The 15,689-nt window shown below is 61.6% G+C and carries 14 protein-coding genes and 1 pseudogene; 12 read left to right on the forward strand and 3 right to left on the reverse strand.

The window, feature by feature from the left end:
• The first annotated feature begins 2 nt into the window (after positions 1–2).
• The 3 genes from AC1DPF_RS14775 to AC1DPF_RS14785 all read left to right on the forward strand — a co-directional run bounded on the left by AC1DPF_RS14775 (position 3) and on the right by AC1DPF_RS14785 (position 3,184).
• Entirely contained in the window at positions 3–1,205 is a 1,203-nt protein-coding gene (locus AC1DPF_RS14775; RefSeq protein ID WP_477869379.1) for an acyl-CoA dehydrogenase family protein, read from the forward strand.
• Positions 1,202–2,323, forward strand: coding sequence for an acyl-CoA dehydrogenase family protein (locus tag AC1DPF_RS14780; protein WP_477869381.1), 1,122 nt, complete (start codon positions 1,202–1,204; stop codon positions 2,321–2,323). The genes AC1DPF_RS14775 and AC1DPF_RS14780 overlap by 4 nt, the downstream gene beginning before the upstream one ends.
• Before the next feature lie 90 nt (positions 2,324–2,413).
• Positions 2,414–3,184 carry an SDR family NAD(P)-dependent oxidoreductase gene (locus AC1DPF_RS14785; protein WP_477869383.1) on the forward strand — a complete coding sequence of 257 codons (771 nt, stop codon included), beginning with the start codon at positions 2,414–2,416 and terminating at the stop codon, positions 3,182–3,184.
• A 44-nt stretch (positions 3,185–3,228) separates the two neighbouring features.
• On the opposite strand, the gene AC1DPF_RS14790 is transcribed toward AC1DPF_RS14785, so the two are convergent.
• Positions 3,229–3,984, reverse strand: a complete 756-nt coding sequence (locus AC1DPF_RS14790) for an enoyl-CoA hydratase-related protein (RefSeq protein WP_477962102.1) — start codon at positions 3,982–3,984, stop codon at positions 3,229–3,231.
• 227 nt (positions 3,985–4,211) lie between these two features.
• On the opposite strand from AC1DPF_RS14790, the gene AC1DPF_RS14795 reads away from it, so the two are divergent.
• The 3 genes from AC1DPF_RS14795 to AC1DPF_RS14805 all read left to right on the forward strand — a co-directional run bounded on the left by AC1DPF_RS14795 (position 4,212) and on the right by AC1DPF_RS14805 (position 9,233).
• A complete protein-coding gene (locus AC1DPF_RS14795; RefSeq protein ID WP_477962104.1) occupies positions 4,212–5,117 on the forward strand; it encodes an NAD(P)-dependent oxidoreductase in 906 nt (301 codons plus the stop codon).
• Between the two features lie 489 nt (positions 5,118–5,606).
• A complete protein-coding gene (locus AC1DPF_RS14800) occupies positions 5,607–8,003 on the forward strand; it encodes a TonB-dependent receptor (protein ID WP_477869391.1) in 2,397 nt (798 codons plus the stop codon).
• Between the two features lie 201 nt (positions 8,004–8,204).
• Entirely contained in the window at positions 8,205–9,233 is a 1,029-nt protein-coding gene (locus AC1DPF_RS14805; RefSeq protein ID WP_477962106.1) for a ketopantoate reductase family protein, read from the forward strand.
• Here the strand turns inward: AC1DPF_RS14805 and AC1DPF_RS14810 are convergent.
• Positions 9,166–9,936 (reverse strand): IclR family transcriptional regulator, encoded by a 771-nt coding sequence (locus AC1DPF_RS14810; protein WP_477869395.1) that lies wholly within the window; start codon positions 9,934–9,936, stop codon positions 9,166–9,168. The two genes, AC1DPF_RS14805 and AC1DPF_RS14810, sit on opposite strands and share 68 nt — an antisense overlap.
• A gap of 84 nt (positions 9,937–10,020) precedes the next feature.
• On the opposite strand from AC1DPF_RS14810, the gene AC1DPF_RS14815 reads away from it, so the two are divergent.
• The 5 genes from AC1DPF_RS14815 to AC1DPF_RS14835 all read left to right on the forward strand — a co-directional run bounded on the left by AC1DPF_RS14815 (position 10,021) and on the right by AC1DPF_RS14835 (position 13,518).
• On the forward strand, positions 10,021–10,800 hold the full coding sequence (locus tag AC1DPF_RS14815; protein ID WP_477962108.1) for a 2-keto-4-pentenoate hydratase: 780 nt from the start codon (positions 10,021–10,023) through the stop codon (positions 10,798–10,800).
• A 12-nt stretch (positions 10,801–10,812) separates the two neighbouring features.
• Complete coding sequence (locus AC1DPF_RS14820) at positions 10,813–11,742, forward strand: acetaldehyde dehydrogenase (acetylating) (protein ID WP_477869399.1); 930 nt, start codon at positions 10,813–10,815, stop codon at positions 11,740–11,742.
• A complete protein-coding gene (gene dmpG / locus AC1DPF_RS14825; protein WP_477869401.1) occupies positions 11,739–12,761 on the forward strand; it encodes a 4-hydroxy-2-oxovalerate aldolase in 1,023 nt (340 codons plus the stop codon). The genes AC1DPF_RS14820 and dmpG overlap by 4 nt, the downstream gene beginning before the upstream one ends.
• A 26-nt stretch (positions 12,762–12,787) precedes the next feature.
• Positions 12,788–13,051 carry a hypothetical protein gene (locus AC1DPF_RS14830; protein ID WP_477869905.1) on the forward strand — a complete coding sequence of 88 codons (264 nt, stop codon included), beginning with the start codon at positions 12,788–12,790 and terminating at the stop codon, positions 13,049–13,051.
• Positions 13,052–13,119: 68 nt separating this feature from the next.
• Positions 13,120–13,518 (forward strand): hypothetical protein, encoded by a 399-nt coding sequence (locus AC1DPF_RS14835; protein WP_477962110.1) that lies wholly within the window; start codon positions 13,120–13,122, stop codon positions 13,516–13,518.
• Between the two features lie 91 nt (positions 13,519–13,609).
• Here the strand turns inward: AC1DPF_RS14835 and AC1DPF_RS14840 are convergent.
• Positions 13,610–13,732, reverse strand: a pseudogene (locus tag AC1DPF_RS14840) (IS5 family transposase); the annotation flags it as partial.
• A 531-nt stretch (positions 13,733–14,263) separates the two neighbouring features.
• Here AC1DPF_RS14840 and AC1DPF_RS14845 point away from each other — a divergent pair.
• Positions 14,264–15,595 (forward strand): lanthionine synthetase LanC family protein, encoded by a 1,332-nt coding sequence (locus AC1DPF_RS14845; RefSeq protein ID WP_477962112.1) that lies wholly within the window; start codon positions 14,264–14,266, stop codon positions 15,593–15,595.
• Positions 15,596–15,689: the final 94 nt, after the last annotated feature.

Below are 15,689 nucleotides of genomic sequence, written 5' to 3' on the forward strand. Positions count from 1 at the left end.
GTATGGACCTGAACCTCTCTCCTGCTGACATCGCGTTCCGCGACATGATCCGCGCTGAAATCCCGCCGATGGTGCCCGATGACATCAAGGAGCGCGTTGAGAACCTCCAACACCTGAGGAAAGAGGACTATCTGCGCTGGCAGGCGCTGCTTGACGAGCGCGGTTGGGCCACACCCGCCTGGCCAGCCGAGTTCGGCGGCCCCGGCTGGTCCCCGATGCAGCGCGTCCTATTCGAGGAAGCGTGCTTCATGGCCGGCGCGCCGCGCCAGATTCCGCATATCAACATGATCGGCCCGGTCCTCCAGACCTTCGGTACCGACGAGCAGAAGCGCCGCTACCTCCCCGGCATTCCTACCCTGCGCGACTGGTGGTGCCAGGGCTATTCCGAGCCGGGGTCCGGGTCCGACCTGGCTTCGCTGCGCACCAAGGCGGTGCGCGATGGAGACCGGTACATCATCAACGGGCAGAAGATCTGGACGACCTGGGCGCATTGGTCGAATTACATGTTCTGCCTAGTGCGCACCTCCGACAGCGGTCGCCCGCAGGAAGGGATTACCTTCCTGCTCCTTGAGATGGACACTCCGGGCATCACTGTCCGCCCGATCCATTCGCTCGACGGTGCGCACGACGTCAACGAGGTGTTCCTTGAGGATGTAGCGGTTCCGATCGAGAACGTCGTGCTTGGCGAGAACCAGGGCTGGACCGTCGCCAAGTTTCTGCTGAATGCCGAGCGCACGGAAATCGCGGGACTCGGCCAGTCAAAGCGGCTTCTCCAGTTCGCGCAGCGGCTGGCCGAGCGTCTCTCCGAAAGCGGCGTTTCGTCAGCTCGGCTCGACGCATTTCGCTCGCAGATCGCCCGTATCAAGATCGATCTCAGGGCGCACGAGTGGACGCTCATGCGGGTGATTGCAGCCGCGCCTGATGACCCCAATGCACCTTCCGCATCCATCCTCAAGCTCTGCGGCACGGACCTGCTGGAGCGCCTATCCACGCTGCTCATGGACATGGGTGGGCCAGTCGGCCTCACGTACGATGAGGAGGCGCGGAATGGCCGCGCTGAGGGCACGCCGCCCTACGGCCACATGCTGAACGGTACCAGCGCCACCTATCTTGAATTTCGCAAATCGGGGCTGGTCGGCGGCACCACGGAAATCCAGAAAAATCTGATCTATCGCGAATCTGTCAGCCGGTGGGGTGCACAATGAAATTCGACCTCTCCGAGGATCAGCGCGCACTCGTCGAGACGGTAGAGAAATTCGCGCGGAGCGCCGCCGCCAGGCGACTGGTCACCAAACCGGCTGAGGTCGCCACGACGGCCGTTATCGCACGTTGGGAGCAGATGGCGGAGCTTGGCCTTGCTGGCCTCGTCATTGCTGAGGCCAGCGGTGGCATCGAGCTAGGCGCGGTCGAGGCGATGCTGGTCAGCGAGGCGCTCGGCCACTCACTGGCGCAGGAACCTTTCGTGACGGCTGCCGTGGTGGCACCGATGTTGCTGCGGCTTAGCGCCTCCGATGCCTTGAGAGCAAAGTATCTTCCGGCAATGGGTGATGGAAGCGTAAGGATCGCGCTCGCATGCGACGAGTCCGTGCATGACTTCAACCTGGAGTCGGTCGAGACCCGCGTCGAGGATCGGAACGGTCTGTTGGTGGCGACGGGCGCCAAGGAGATTGTTGTCGACGGTGCGATGGCAACGCACTTTGCCGTGACTGCCCGGTCGGACAAGGATGGTCTGAACGTTTATTTGGTGTCTGCCGATCAACCCGGCGTGACAGTGGCTCCTCTGCGCAGCCTGGATGGTGGTTGGCTGGCGCGGGTCGTGCTGGAAGGGGCCGCGGTTGAAGGGCCGCTATTCGCATCGCCGTCGGGACTTGCGAGCCTCGAATCCGCGGTGGACCACGGTACGGTCGCGATCTGCGGCGAGGCGCTGGGCTTGATGGACCGTATGTTGGCGCTGACTGCCGGCTACCTCCAGACCCGCCACCAGTTCGGCAAGGCGATTGGCACGTTCCAGTCGCTTCAGCACCGCTTCGCTGAAATGGTGACTGCCACCGAGCAGGCACGCTCGGGGACGCTAATGGCTGCTGCGGCCTTGGCGAATGACGATCCGGACGCGCGCAAGGCCGATGTTTCGGCTGCAAAGGCGCTCGTCTGCCGGCATGGGCGAGCCGTGCTTGAGGGCGCTATCCAGCTGCACGGCGGCATCGGTATCACCGACGAATATGAGCTGAGCCGCTACGTGCGCCGGATGATCGAAATCGAAAAGACGTGGGGAGACGAGCTCTATCACGAAGCCAGGTTCGCGAGGCTGACGGGATCTCGCTGACGACCCGTCCTTCCGAGCGGCGAACGCGTCAGGGCCTGATCGGCACCGGCAAAGTGGCCATGTAGCGGCGATAGCAAGAAAGTGGGATGGATGATCAGTCTCGAAGGCAAGACCGCGATAATCACCGGAGCCGCGCGCGGCCAGGGCGCTGCCACCGCCACCTTGTTTGCCGCTTCAGGCGCGCGCGTATTCCTGACCGATGTCCTCACCGAGGAAGGCGAGGGAATTGCGGCCGGAATCGGCAAGGCTGCCACCTTCCGACGGCTTGACGTAGCCAGCCAGCAGAACTGGGCAGATCTGGTCAGTGAAGTGGAGCAGATTGCGGGCAAGGTCGACATCCTCGTCAATAACGCCGCGCTTGCAGATTCTACGCCATTCCTCGAACTTTCACCCAACAGGGTGGACCAGGTGATGACGGTCAACCTGAAAGGTTGCATCCTGGGAATGCAGGCAGTCCTTCCGGGGATGATCGACCGCGGCAGCGGCTCAATCATCAACATCTCATCGATCAACGGTCTGCGCGGAACGGGCGGGACCGCTGCCTACGATGCCACCAAATGGGGTGTGCGCGGGCTGTCGAAGTCTGTCGCGCTGGAATTTGCCGACCGCGGGATCAGGGTAAATTCCGTCCATCCCGGCGCGATCGATACGCCGATGCTCAACCCCGGTGGGGGCGACATGTCGGGCCTCGCCAAGAGCTTCAGGGTACCAATGGGGAGAGTCGGGGAGCCCACCGAGGTTGCCTATGCTTCCCTCTTCCTCGCCAGCGACGCCGCATCCTACATTTCAGGAGCCGAACTCGCCGTCGACGGGGCGTGGTCTGCCGGCGTTGTTTTGGGAAGGATCGCCGATCACCGCTGAAATCGGCGAAACCGCACCGCTGGTCACGCTGCGCTGGACCTGGCTCATGTTGCGGTCCAGTTCGGCTTGCGCTTTTCCCTGAACGCAGCCTCGCCCTCCTTGGCGTCGTTCATCTTCCTGACGCGGTTGAACCACTCCATCGACAGTTGATAGACCGCCTCATTGGCGGCAGCTGGCTCAACCGCCGCGCGGGCCACGGACTTGGTGGCCCTGATCGACCACGGCGCGCCGGCAATGATAGCCTCTGCATAGCGATTGGCGACTTCCATGCAGGTGCCCTGCGGGGCGATGTCGCTGACCAGCCCCCAGCGTTGGGCCTCGTGCGTGTCCATTATTTCCCCGGTAAGCAGATAACGCATGGCCATGTGCCAGGGCATGCGCAGCGGCAGCAGGCTGGCACCTCCGCCCAGTGCGGCATATCCCACGAGGGCTTCCGGGAGGCCGAATCTTGCGGTTTCATCGGCGACGACCAGGTCGCACGCCAGCACGATTTCCCAGCCGCCACCCACGGCAAGTCCGTTGACTGCGGCGATAATCGGCTTGTCCATGGTTTGCCGGTGGGCCAGGCCGCCCCATCCGGTGTCGGGCAAGGGAGTCGAGAAATCGTCGGCGAGGTCGTGGCCGGCGCAAAAAGCACGCCCGGTGCCGGTGATGATGGCAACGCGCAGGGTGTCGTCCGCCTCGTACATGTCCCAGATTTCCGACAGCTCGTGACAGTCGGACGAGGTCAGGGCGTTCAGACGCTCGGGCGCGTTCAGAGTGATGGTCAGGACCTGACCGGTACGTTTCGATTCGATCATCGCCTCTGCCCTTCGCATCCAAGACCCACCGCCACGGTTTCGCGGGCGCAGCGTCTGCTTGCGCCATTCCGCCTGTGACTGCAGCCGCTTGTCAATCCTGAAGGATGATCGGGATCAAACGGAGCGGAATTCGACGTGAATGTGGCAACTGCGATCGGCACTTGTTCGCCTGTTCGCATTCAAGGCATGAACCCGGCAGGCGAACTCAGTCATGCACGAGGTGTGGGATGGCGGCAGGCGACGCAGGCGGCGCAAATGCGCGGATCGGTTTCATAGGATTGGGTGACATCGGTCTACCGATGGCGATGCGCCTGCACGAGTGCGGGCACGACCTGATGGTCTGGAACCGCACAGCCAGCCGATCGAAAATGCTCGCCGAGCAAGGCGTCGCGATCGCCGGAACGGCTGCCGAACTTGCCGAAGCCTGCGAGATCCTGTGCCTGTGTCTCCTCAATGCAGATGCGATTGAGGCGGTGGTATTCGGCCCGGATGGGATTGCCGAAGCCAAGCCGGCACCGCGCCTCGTGATCGATCATTCGACAATTTCGCCCCGGAACACGATCGACTTTGCCGAGAGACTCGAAGCGCGGAACGGTGCCGCGTGGCTTGATGCACCGGTTTCGGGCGGCCCGGCGGGCGCACGGGCCGGTTCGCTGGCGGTCATGGCGGGAGGGCGGGCAGCCGATTTCGAAGTCGCGGCGCCCGTGTTGCAAAGCCTGGGGCGGCGGGTCACGCATGTCGGCGGTCTGGGGATGGGACAGACTGCCAAGGCCTGCAATCAGATCATCGGTTTCACGATCGTGGCGGCGATCGGAGAGGGGTTCGCCTGTGCGCGGTCAGCCGGGCTGCCCCCTGCCGAGCTGGCTGAGATCATGGCGGGCGGCCTCGGCGATTCGGCCGCACTGGCAGAGTTTCGGCGTGCCTCTGCAGTCGGCGAGACTGGCGGCATCAAGGGCCTGATCGAGGCATATATCGATTTCGCCGGTGGCCATGTCCGGCCAGACTACGCTGGCAAACTGGACATTCTGCACAAAGATATCGGGATCGCCAGGGAGATAGCTGGTGAAGTGGCCCCGCGATTGCGGCTGCTGGATCAGGTGGAAGCAATGGCGCGAAGCCTCAATTACCAGTAGAGGATAAGTCATAGGTGACCGGGCTGGCTGGCTGTATCCGCTACACTCCCGCTCGCCTTTGGATGTCGCTGCACGGCTTTGTCGCTGGCAGGCAGGTTTGACGCCGCCGCGCCTGACGGATACTACAACGTCACCTCTGCCTTCCTCGATGTCCTCAAGAGAACGCAGGGCGCGATCGTCAACATATCGTSGATTGCTGGCCTCGGCAGCGGATTCAGTAATGCAGGCTACGGCAGTCAAAAGGTGGCGTGGAGTCGTTCACCCAAGCCTTGTGCCGCGAGCTCGCGCGGGCGATTAACGAGCATGTGTTAAAGACTTTATTCTAGTTTTGTCCCGTGTTCGTCCCTTGCGATTCCTCTTATTACGATCAAGGATCAATGAAGTGAAGGTCCGGGCGTTCGACCGCGTCGATCGAACCGGGAAGGACTTCGCCAAGGTCGGGAACCGTAAGTAGATCCGACCGGCAAAACGGTTTGGGAGGGGATTAAAATGAAAAACGAACTTCGCTTAGTGAGCTTTGCCGCGCTGGCGTGGGCCAGCCTTAGCACTCCAGCGCTTGCAGCGGACGAATCTGCCGCGGATCAAGGTCGGGCCGCGTCCTCAGAGGCTGTGGGAACTGTTGACGATATCATCGTGACCGCGCGACGGCGCGATGAGACCTCGCTGGAAACACCGGTCGTTCTCACCGCGTTCTCCGGCGAGAAGCTTGCCCGCTTCGGTGTCACGAGCATCGTCGATGTCGCTAAGCTGACCCCGCAACTGGTCATCTCGCCCGCGACCGGTCCCTATGGCGGTAACCTCACCTTGCGTGGGGTCGCGAGTCCGACAAGCAACCCGGCCACGGAACCGGCGGTGACCATCAATATCGACGGTATACCCATCAGTTTTGGCGGTGTTGTGCGCATGGCGACGATCGACCTGGGCCAGGTCGAAGTTCTGAAGGGGCCCCAGGCGCTGTTCTTCGGCAAGAATTCGAGCGGCGGCATTGTCTCGATGCACAGCGCAGAGCCGACCACGACGTTGCAAACCCAGTTTAGCGCTGGTTACGAATTCAAAGCCCATCAGATTGACCTGGATGGCTATGTTTCGGGGCCCTTGTCGGACAGCCTTACAGCACGCGTAGCCGGTCGTTTCTCGCGACAGAGAGGATATTTCACCAACGTAGCTCCCAATGCCGCCTTCTCTCATGCGCCGGGAACCGATGAAGAGGGCGGTCGCATCAGCCTGAATTGGGTTCCCACCGACCGGCTGACAGTCAAGTTGCGCGGGACTTATGATCATGTGTCGGACAACGGCAGCTATTCGACCAGCCAGAAGTTCGCCTGCCCCCAGGGCGTCTCCAAGGGCTTGGCCGCAGTGCCGGGTACCGACGACTGCATTGCCAACGATACCGTCGTTTTCGCGCCGTTTCCCGCAGCCGCGGCCGCCGCATTGACGGGAAACCCCCGGTTCAATTCGGACGCCAACTACCTTCGGGTGCGGCAGGCGCTGCTCGTATCCGACATCTCCTACGCGCTCTCGGATTACCTGACCTTGAGTTCGCTCTCGGGCTATTTCCACCTACGCCAACATGTTCTCGACTCGCAGACCAGTGGAGGGCGCTTCTTCATCGGCGGCTATTACGATGTCGCCAAGGATACGTTTAGTCAGGAAGTCAGGCTGTCATTCAGCAACCCGGACTCCCCTGTCGACTTCATGATTGGTGGTTTTTATCAACACGACAAGTTTACCGACGAAGAGCAGCAAGTAATCAATATCGCCGCTCTCACCCCGCTTATCCCGAAATATCGCTTTCCGCTGAAATCGAAGTCCTACTCCGCGTTCGCGCAGCTTGGTTGGGACATCACCAACCAGTTGAACCTCTCGGCCGGCGTTCGTTATTCCGAGGACCACAAGCATCAGGGCGCGATCACCGTCGGCGGAGTGGCAAACCCCAAATTCGGTGTGCACGATCGTAAGTATGACAATTGGTCGCCAGAGGTGACTGCCTCTTTCAAACCGAACGAGGACCTTAACATATTTGGTTCTTACAAGCACGGTTACAAGTCCGGCTCGTACAACATTTCTGGCATCTCCTTCAGCGCCCTATTGGCAAATCCGGCCGTCACGCTGATCGACAACAGTTATAAGCCCGAAACCGTCCGTGGATTCGAAGGAGGGGTGAAGGCGCGCCTGTTCGATCGTCAACTGCGGGTGAACCTTTCCGCATACAGCTATCTCTACAAGGATCTGCAGCTTAGCCGCCTCGATCCGGTCACGATTGCACTTTCGATCCTCAATGCATCGTCGGCGCGCGTGAAGGGCCTCGAAGGCGATTTCAACTTCAACCCTCAGGCGGTCCCGGGCCTGAATTTGTACGGCGCATTCGGATATAATACATCGCGCTACGCCTCGTCGTTCGTTGCTCCATGCTACGTCGGCCAGACAATCGCCAACGGGTGCGCCATCGATGGCCCTGACGCAGGGACGGTTCCCGACCTTCAGGAGTTCAAGGGACGCACCCTCCCGCGCGCTCCGAAATTCAGTGCCAGCCTGGGCTCGACATACTCGCTCCCCGTTTCAGACGACCTCAAGCTGACATTGAACGCCAATGCGATCTACACGTCCAGTTCGTTCCTTTCCCAGGAACTGAACCCGATCGGGAAGGCCCCCAGAAGGGTTCTCGTCGATGCGGGGGTGGCGGTCGGCTCGCAATCCGGGAGCTATGAGCTTGCATTCATCGGCAGAAACCTGACCGACCGGCACTATGCGTTCAGCGGTTTCCAGTCGCCAAGCACAGGAGGGGGCACGGGCACTACTGCAGGCACGCTGCCGGATTTCGAAGGTCCCATTTCTCGCGGTCGCGAATTTTGGCTGCGGCTGACCATCCGACCCGAAAAGTTTTAATCTAGATAGGTTGAAAGCCGGCCCCTATGTCCAACTGATGTAGGGGCCAAACACTTAAGACAAACCTCGGCTCGCCAACCGAAAAGCAGGAGCCGAAGCAGATGCCGTCGTCCGGACAAGGTTCCGGAGACGGCAGGCAGTCAATGGCTGCGCGCGCCGACCGACCTTGACGAACCGAGCGAGATGCCCCTGATAGGAGTGATGGACAAGCAACCACAAATGCCGGGTGCGCTCCATCACTCCGAGGAAGTCTTGGTCATCGGAGCAGGTGCACTGGGTGGTTTTCTTGCGGCGCAATTGGCAGGCAGTGGGCAACGGGTTTCCGTTGTGGCCCGCGGGCAGCGGCGAGCGGATATCGAACAGCACGGCATTCTGCTCGATATGGACAATCAGCGACGCGTAGTCCGGATCAACTGCCATAGCAGTACGGCCAAGGCGCAGACTGCGGGTCTCGTCATCATCGCCACGAAAAGCGCAAGCCTTGGCGAGGTGCTTGCTGAACTTGGAAGCTGGCACAGGCCTGCACGTGCGGTGCTGACCTTGCAGAATGGGGTCGACGCACCCGACCATGTCGCCCTGGGGTTGCCCACCGCCAGGGTGCTGGCCGGTAGAGTGCATGGGTTCTTCGTCCTGGTCGATGGTGTCGTCGTACACACCGGGGTGCCGCCTGAAATCGCTTTTGGCCCATGGCGCTCAGCCGACAATACAGATGCCGACCTCTTGGCCGCCAGGTTTGCGGCAGCCGGCATCCCGTTTTCCCGGCCGTCCGACATTGCGGCGACCCTATGGGAGAAATTCCTGCTCGCATCCACGATTGGGGGTGTAGGCGCAGCGCTCGGGATCCCGGTCGGCCGCTTGCGTGAATCGCTGGAAAGTTGGTCGCTGCTTGGTGGAGCCATGCAGGAAATCCATGAGCTGGCGGTCGCGCGCGGTGTGCAACTCCCGGAAGGCTGCGTGGCCAGCACACTCGATTTCGTCGCCGGCTTCCCACAAGAGGCGACGAGTTCACTGCAACGGGATTTGCTGGAACGGCGCGAATCTGAGTTCGCCGTGCTCACCGGTGCGGTTGTGCGTATGGGGCGTGAGTTGGGTTTGCACCAACCGGTCCATGACCGAATTTTGGACCTGCTCACCCAGAACGGCTTGCTCAAGCCAGAGCTTGTCAGTCCGGAGTCCCGAATGCTGCCTGCTCGATGGTCCGGGCCGCTGCGCGTAACCCGTCCAGGATAGTACCGAGCCCTTCGGATGGGTCTGCGGAACTTGCACGGGATACGGAAATGGCGGCATGGACCTGGCCGTCCGGGGCCTGGATAGGAACTGCCACGCAGACTAACCCGTCGGCGATCTCACCCTCGTCGGTTGCGTAGCCTCTGGCCCGGACCCGTTCCAACTCATTCTCCAGTTGGCATGGATCGGTTATCGTGCGGCTCGTCAGCGCCACGAACGGTCCCCCGGCGAGGTAGGCCCGGCGCTGGGCTTCGGGCAGGTGGGCAAGCAGGACTTTGCCGATTCCCGAGCAATAAGCTTCGAGCTGCATTCCCACTTGCGTGAACAAGGAACCCGCCCCCTCTCCGGTCTTGATCCGGTAAGTAACCATCTCGTTTTCGAACGTGCCCAATTGCACAACGCAGCCAGTCGCTACCGCCAGTTCGTGCAGCTGCGATGCCGCGATGTTGACGATCACCTGGCGCACGTCCAGTCGATGCACAAGGCCGAGCAGCCGTGGCCCGGGAATGTAGCGCCCACGATCCGACACGCCCAGGTATCCGGCCGCGACGAGCGAAACCACCTGTCGGTGCGCAGTAGCTGGAGGAACACTGTTGGCACGCGCAAGAGCGGCTATGCTCGATTGTCCCCCATCGGCAATCACGGCTTCAAGCAGCGCAAGCGTACGGCCAAGCGCCGCGATCGGAGGCGTACCTTTTCTCACCATGCGAGATGATGATGCAGGGCCAAGCTATATTCAAGCCCTAGGTGAAGCTATTGTGTCCTTGATGAAAATAGAGAGGATGTGGCGATGACAGTCCCTGACCATGCAGAGTTGGCGCGGCGCCTGCGCGACGCCTACACCGGGGGCGCTGTCCCGCCGATGCGCGATGGCCTGGAGCCGACCGATGCCATCGGCGCCTATGCCGTGCAGACGATCAATACCCGGTTCTGGGAAGCCCAGGGCCGGCGCATCGTCGGTCGCAAGGCCGGGCTGACGGCGAAGGCGGTGCAGGCTCAGCTCGGCGTTGACCAGCCTGACTTCGGCGTGCTGTTCGACGACATGCGCGTGGCTGACCGCGGCACGCTATCGCCCGCCCACTGCCTCCAGCCCAAGGCCGAAGCCGAAATCGCATTCGTCCTCGCGGCTGACCTGCCTTCGCCCGACACCACAGTGGAACAGGTCGCCGCTGCTGTCGGCACCGTCCATGCCGCCATCGAGATTGTCGACAGCCGCATTGCCGACTGGAAGATCACTTTTGCCGATACCGTGGCCGACAACGGCTCTTCGGCATTCTTCGTGCTTGCCGATCAAGGTCTGCCGCTTGACGGGCTGGACCTCGCCGGTGCCGCGATGGTGATGCGCTACAATGGTAAGGAGGTCTCCACCGGCATCGGCGCTGCGGCGCTTGGCCATCCGCTCAATGCCGCCGCGTGGCTGGCGCGGACGCTGGCGACCCGCGGTGAGCCGCTGCGGGCGGGTGACATCCTGCTCGCCGGGGCGCTCGGCCCGATGGTCGCGCTCACCCCGGGCGACCGGGTCGATATCGAGGTCGCGGGCATCGGCGCCTGCAGTTTCACTTACGCGTAAAGGTTGATCGACATGGGCAAGACCAAAGTGGCGATCATCGGTTCGGGCAACATCGGCACCGATCTGATGATCAAGATCATGCGGCTTTCGCAGCGGCTCGAAATCGGCGCCTTCGTCGGCATCGATCCCGAAAGCGATGGGTTGAAACGCGCCGCCCGGATGGGCGTGCCGATCACCGCTGAAGGTATCGATGGCCTCTTGGTAATGCCCGAGTTCGCCGACATCGGCATCGTGTTCGACGCCACGTCAGCCGGCGCGCACAAGCGCAACAGCGAGCTGGTGCTGGCCGCCGGCAAGCGGATGATCGACCTTACCCCGGCTGCGATCGGCCCGTTCACCATTCCCCCGGTCAACGGTGACGCCAATCTCGATGCCGCCAACGTCAACATGGTGACCTGCGGCGGGCAGGCGACGATCCCGATCGTTGCCGCGGTCAACCGTGTCGCCAAGGTCCACTACGGTGAGATCGTCGCCTCGATCTCATCGAAGAGTGCTGGCCCTGGCACCCGCGCCAATATCGACGAGTTCACCGAAACCACGAGTCAGGCGATCGTCGACGTCGGCGGCGCCACGCGCGGCAAGGCGATCATCATCCTCAACCCAGCCGAACCGCCATTGATAATGCGCGATACCGTCTACTGCCTCTGCGAGAACGCCGACCAGGATGCAATTCGCCAGTCGGTCGAGGCCATGGTCGCGGAAGTGCAGACCTACGTGCCCGGTTATCGGCTCAAGCAGGCGGTGCAGTTCGAGCATATCGGATCCAACCGCCCGCTGCGGATTCCGGAGATGGACGGTGAATATACCGGTCTCAAGGTCAGCGTGTTTCTCGAAGTGGAAGGTGCCGCGCACTACCTGCCTGCCTATGCCGGCAATCTTGATATAATGACCTCGGCCGCGCTGAAGACCGCCGAGAAGATCGCTGAAAGGATGGCGGCATGACATTCGATCCAACCAAGACCAAGCTCTACATCCAGGACGTCACCCTCCGCGACGGCATGCATGCCATCCGCCACCAATATGGGCTTGACCACGTCAGGTCGATCGCCCGTGCACTCGACCAGGCGAAGGTCGATGCCATCGAGGTTGCGCATGGCGACGGCCTGCAGGGATCGAGCTTCAACTACGGCTTTGGCGCCTATACCGACTGGGACTGGATCGGCGCAGTCGCCGAAGTGCTTGAGCACAGCGTCCTGACCACGCTGCTGCTGCCCGGAATTGGCACGGTGCACGACCTGAAGCACGCCTGCGACATGGGCGTGAAGTCAGTCCGCATCGCCACTCACTGTACCGAGGCCGACGTCTCCAGGCAGCATATCGAAGCCGCCCGCAACCTCGGCATGGACGTCTCCGGCTTCCTGATGATGAGCCACATGACCAGCCCCGAGGCGCTGGCAAGCCAAGCGCTGCTGATGGAAAGCTACGGCGCGCACTGTGTCTATGTCACCGACAGTGGCGGTGCCATGAACATGGACGAGTACGCCGCCCGTCTCCAGGCCTATGACCGAGTGCTCAAGCCGGAAACGCAGCGCGGGGTCCACGCCCACCATAACCTCAGCCTTGGCGTGGCCAACTCGATTGTCGCGGTGCAGAACGGTGCGGTCCGCGTCGATGCAAGCCTTGCCGGCATGGGTGCCGGTGCCGGCAACGCGCCGCTCGAAGTGTTCATTGCCGCCGCCGACCGCATGGGCTGGAATCACGGCTGTGACCTCTATGCATTGATGGATGCCGCTGAAGAGATCGTCCGTCCGCTGCAGGATCGTCCGGTGCGCGTCGACCGCGAAACGCTGACACTGGGCTACGCCGGGGTCTACTCCAGCTTCCTTCGCCATGCGGAAAAGGCGAGCGCCGACTACGGCGTCGACACCCGCACCATTCTTGTCGAAGCGGGCAAGCGCAAGATGGTTGGCGGACAGGAGGACATGATCGTCGATATTGCTCTCGACATAGCTAGAAGCTGAGAGCGTGCGGCAGGTCGATACTTTCGGTGGTCGCGTCCGTCACGATAGAGCTCACGCCCGCGACTGATATTGAGCTTGGCCTGGTCCTCAAGACCGGGTTGGTTGAACTCGCTGACGGTGATCGCGCCACACTCTACGGCGCGTTCCTTGGCGTCCCCGACGCTGCCGACCGAAGGCTCGATCCCGGCTTCGGCGAGGCGCTCGGTATATTTGGTCGAGATATTAGGTACCGCGGTCTGAGCGTCCGGCATCGCGAAAATGAAAATCCCCATTCTCGCTTTCCTAGCTGATCGCCAACCGCGCTCGCCGCGATCCATGTCGCCCTTTATTCTGTGTGTACAGGAAGGTAAGCTACGACATGAGCGAGCAAGCCTTCAAAATCGAAACCGACCTTAGCCGCAACTATCTACGGCTGACGTACACCGGTTTCCTGGCAGTTACCCAGCTCGCTCCCCTGGAGCGCGAGGTGGACGCAGCGTTCGCGAGCCTTATAGCAGCCGGACACCCACGGGGCAGCCACCGCACCATGGTCGATCTCATCAATGCAGGAGTGCAGTCACAGGAAGTTGCGGTTTGCTTGCAAAGGCTCGCCGCGCGGGTGCGCGCACTGTCGCGTCGTGTCGCAATCCTTATGCCGAATTCGAAGCTGACTGCCTTGCAGATCAAACGCGCTGTTCCCGAGGATGCCGAGGCCACCTTTCACGATGAGAAGGATGCATTAACTTGGCTGTTCGATGGCGATGGCGCATCGGCATAATTCGCATTTGGGAATGTTGCCATGACCTGCGCCGAATGCGATGGCGGATTGGGGTTTGCTTCGCGGAATTAGGGTCACAGCTCGTCCAACAGGCCGCCGCGCCGATATAGTCGCTGAGCTGACCTGCGGTCATGAAGAAGCTCAAGGGTCGGCCGTTTGCATCGGTGACAGCATGAAACGTGGTGTTCATGCCGCCCTTGGTGCGACCAGCTAGCGCAGAACCCCATCCGATTCCGCGCTGGATATCTGTGGGGCGGGGACGGGGGGTACATCTGCCATGATCGGCTGCCTTCGCCTGATCGACGAAATGGCCCGGTGCGGTGAGACCGGTTCGGTGGTCAGCCTCTTCTGCGACGCGGGCGACGATACGCCTCGACCTGCTACAATCCGGAATGGCTGACCGATCGGGGCTTGAGGATCGCAGAAGGGGCCTCGCTCCTGCAAGCCTATCTGCCACTCCCGACCGGTGCGGAACGTCGCCAGAAACAGCTTGTCCACGACTGAATACAACATTCTCTATCCATCTAGTTGACAAAAGATTGAGGTAAGTTAGATCGGCTCGTGCTGATGGACCTGCGAAAAGGAAGGTGAAGAAATGCGAATTGAAGGCTGTCACGAATCGCATGGCTTGTCATTTTCGCGCCGGAGATTTCTGCAGTCGGCATCGCTTACGGCCGGTGGAGGCGGCGTCCTGCTGGCCACGGAAGCGCTTGCTGCGCCGCAAGTCTCGTCTCCTGCCGGGTCAATGCCGAGCATCAATGCCGGAGCCGACTTCCTCGCGCACGCCAGAAGCGCTGCAGACTGGATACTTTCGGTCCGGACGAGCGACGAGTTCGGCGTCTTTTTCCCGCCCGATCCCGAAAAGCCCGCGCAGAAGGTCACCGTGACCGCGCCGGAGACGATTTACAGTGGGATGGCCGGCACCGTGCTTTTCCTTGCCGAACTTGCTCATGCCACCGGTGAAGAGCGCTATGCAGAAGCGGCCCGTGCCGGCGCCGAAAGATTGCTCGCGCGTTGGCCACAGCTGACGGATACCAAAATGGAGCCGGTGGACGTCCGCTGGAGCCTCAACATGGGCATCGCGGGCACTGGCATGGTGCTGTATCATGTCGGCAAGCTGCTGTCTGAACCTCGCTTTTCGGTAGCTCTTGGCGCGATCGCGGATCGCATTGTCAAAGCCGCCGATCACGCCGATCCAACAGGCACCTGGACCGAATATGCCGGCATTATCGCCGACAGCAGCACGATCCTGTATCTTCTCAACGTTGCCAGGTTACTGGGCCGGGAACGCTATCGGCAAACAGCCCGCAAGGCCGGCGACCGGCTGCTCGCGCTGGCACGGCGGGAAGGCAATGGAACGCTTTCCTGGCGTGGCCCGCAAAATCCGTCTGCGCCGGGCGTCTATTATCCGAATTTCGAGCTTGGAACGGCAGGCGTCGTCTTCACGTTGGCATCGCTGTTCGAGGAGACCGGCGATGGGCGGTTCCTGGACGCGGCGAAGCGCGGCGCCAGCCATCTGATGGATATCGCCGTCACGAATGGCACCGCGGCATTGGTGCCCTATGCACTGCCCGATCATGCCGACCTGTTCTATCTGGGATACTGCCATGGCCCGGCTGGTACGACGCGCGCGTTTTACAAGCTTCACGCACTGACCGGCAGTCGCGCGTACCTCGACTGGACCAACCGGCTGGCGCAAGGCATCATCGCAAGCGGCGCGCCGGAGCTCGACAGCCCCGGGCTATGGAACACGGTGAACCAGTGTTGCGGCGCAGCTTCCCACGTCGAACTGTTTCTCGGTCTGTGGGCTGCGTTTGGCAATCCTGAGCATCTCGCGTTCGCCCAACGGGCTGGGCGGATTCTGTCGAGCCGGGCAAGCAACCTCGATGGCAAGGGAAGCCGCTGGTATATCGCCTGGACCAGAGTGACCCCCGCAGTCGTCAACGCCGAAACCGGTTACATGATTGGCGCATCCGGAATCGGCTCGGCGTTGCTGCACCTTCAGCATGCTGTCGACGGGCGCTATTCGACGATCCCGCTGTTCGACAACCCGTTTCCGGCCACCAGTCGCACCTGACAACTGACGTCGTGAGAGAATCAACGAATGGTGATCGGTTGACATCATGATGATTGGCTTGGTGTTCGTCTTTCAAAAAATAGAAATCATCTAA

Source organism: Rhizorhabdus sp. P4_G6 (assembly GCF_056401045.1).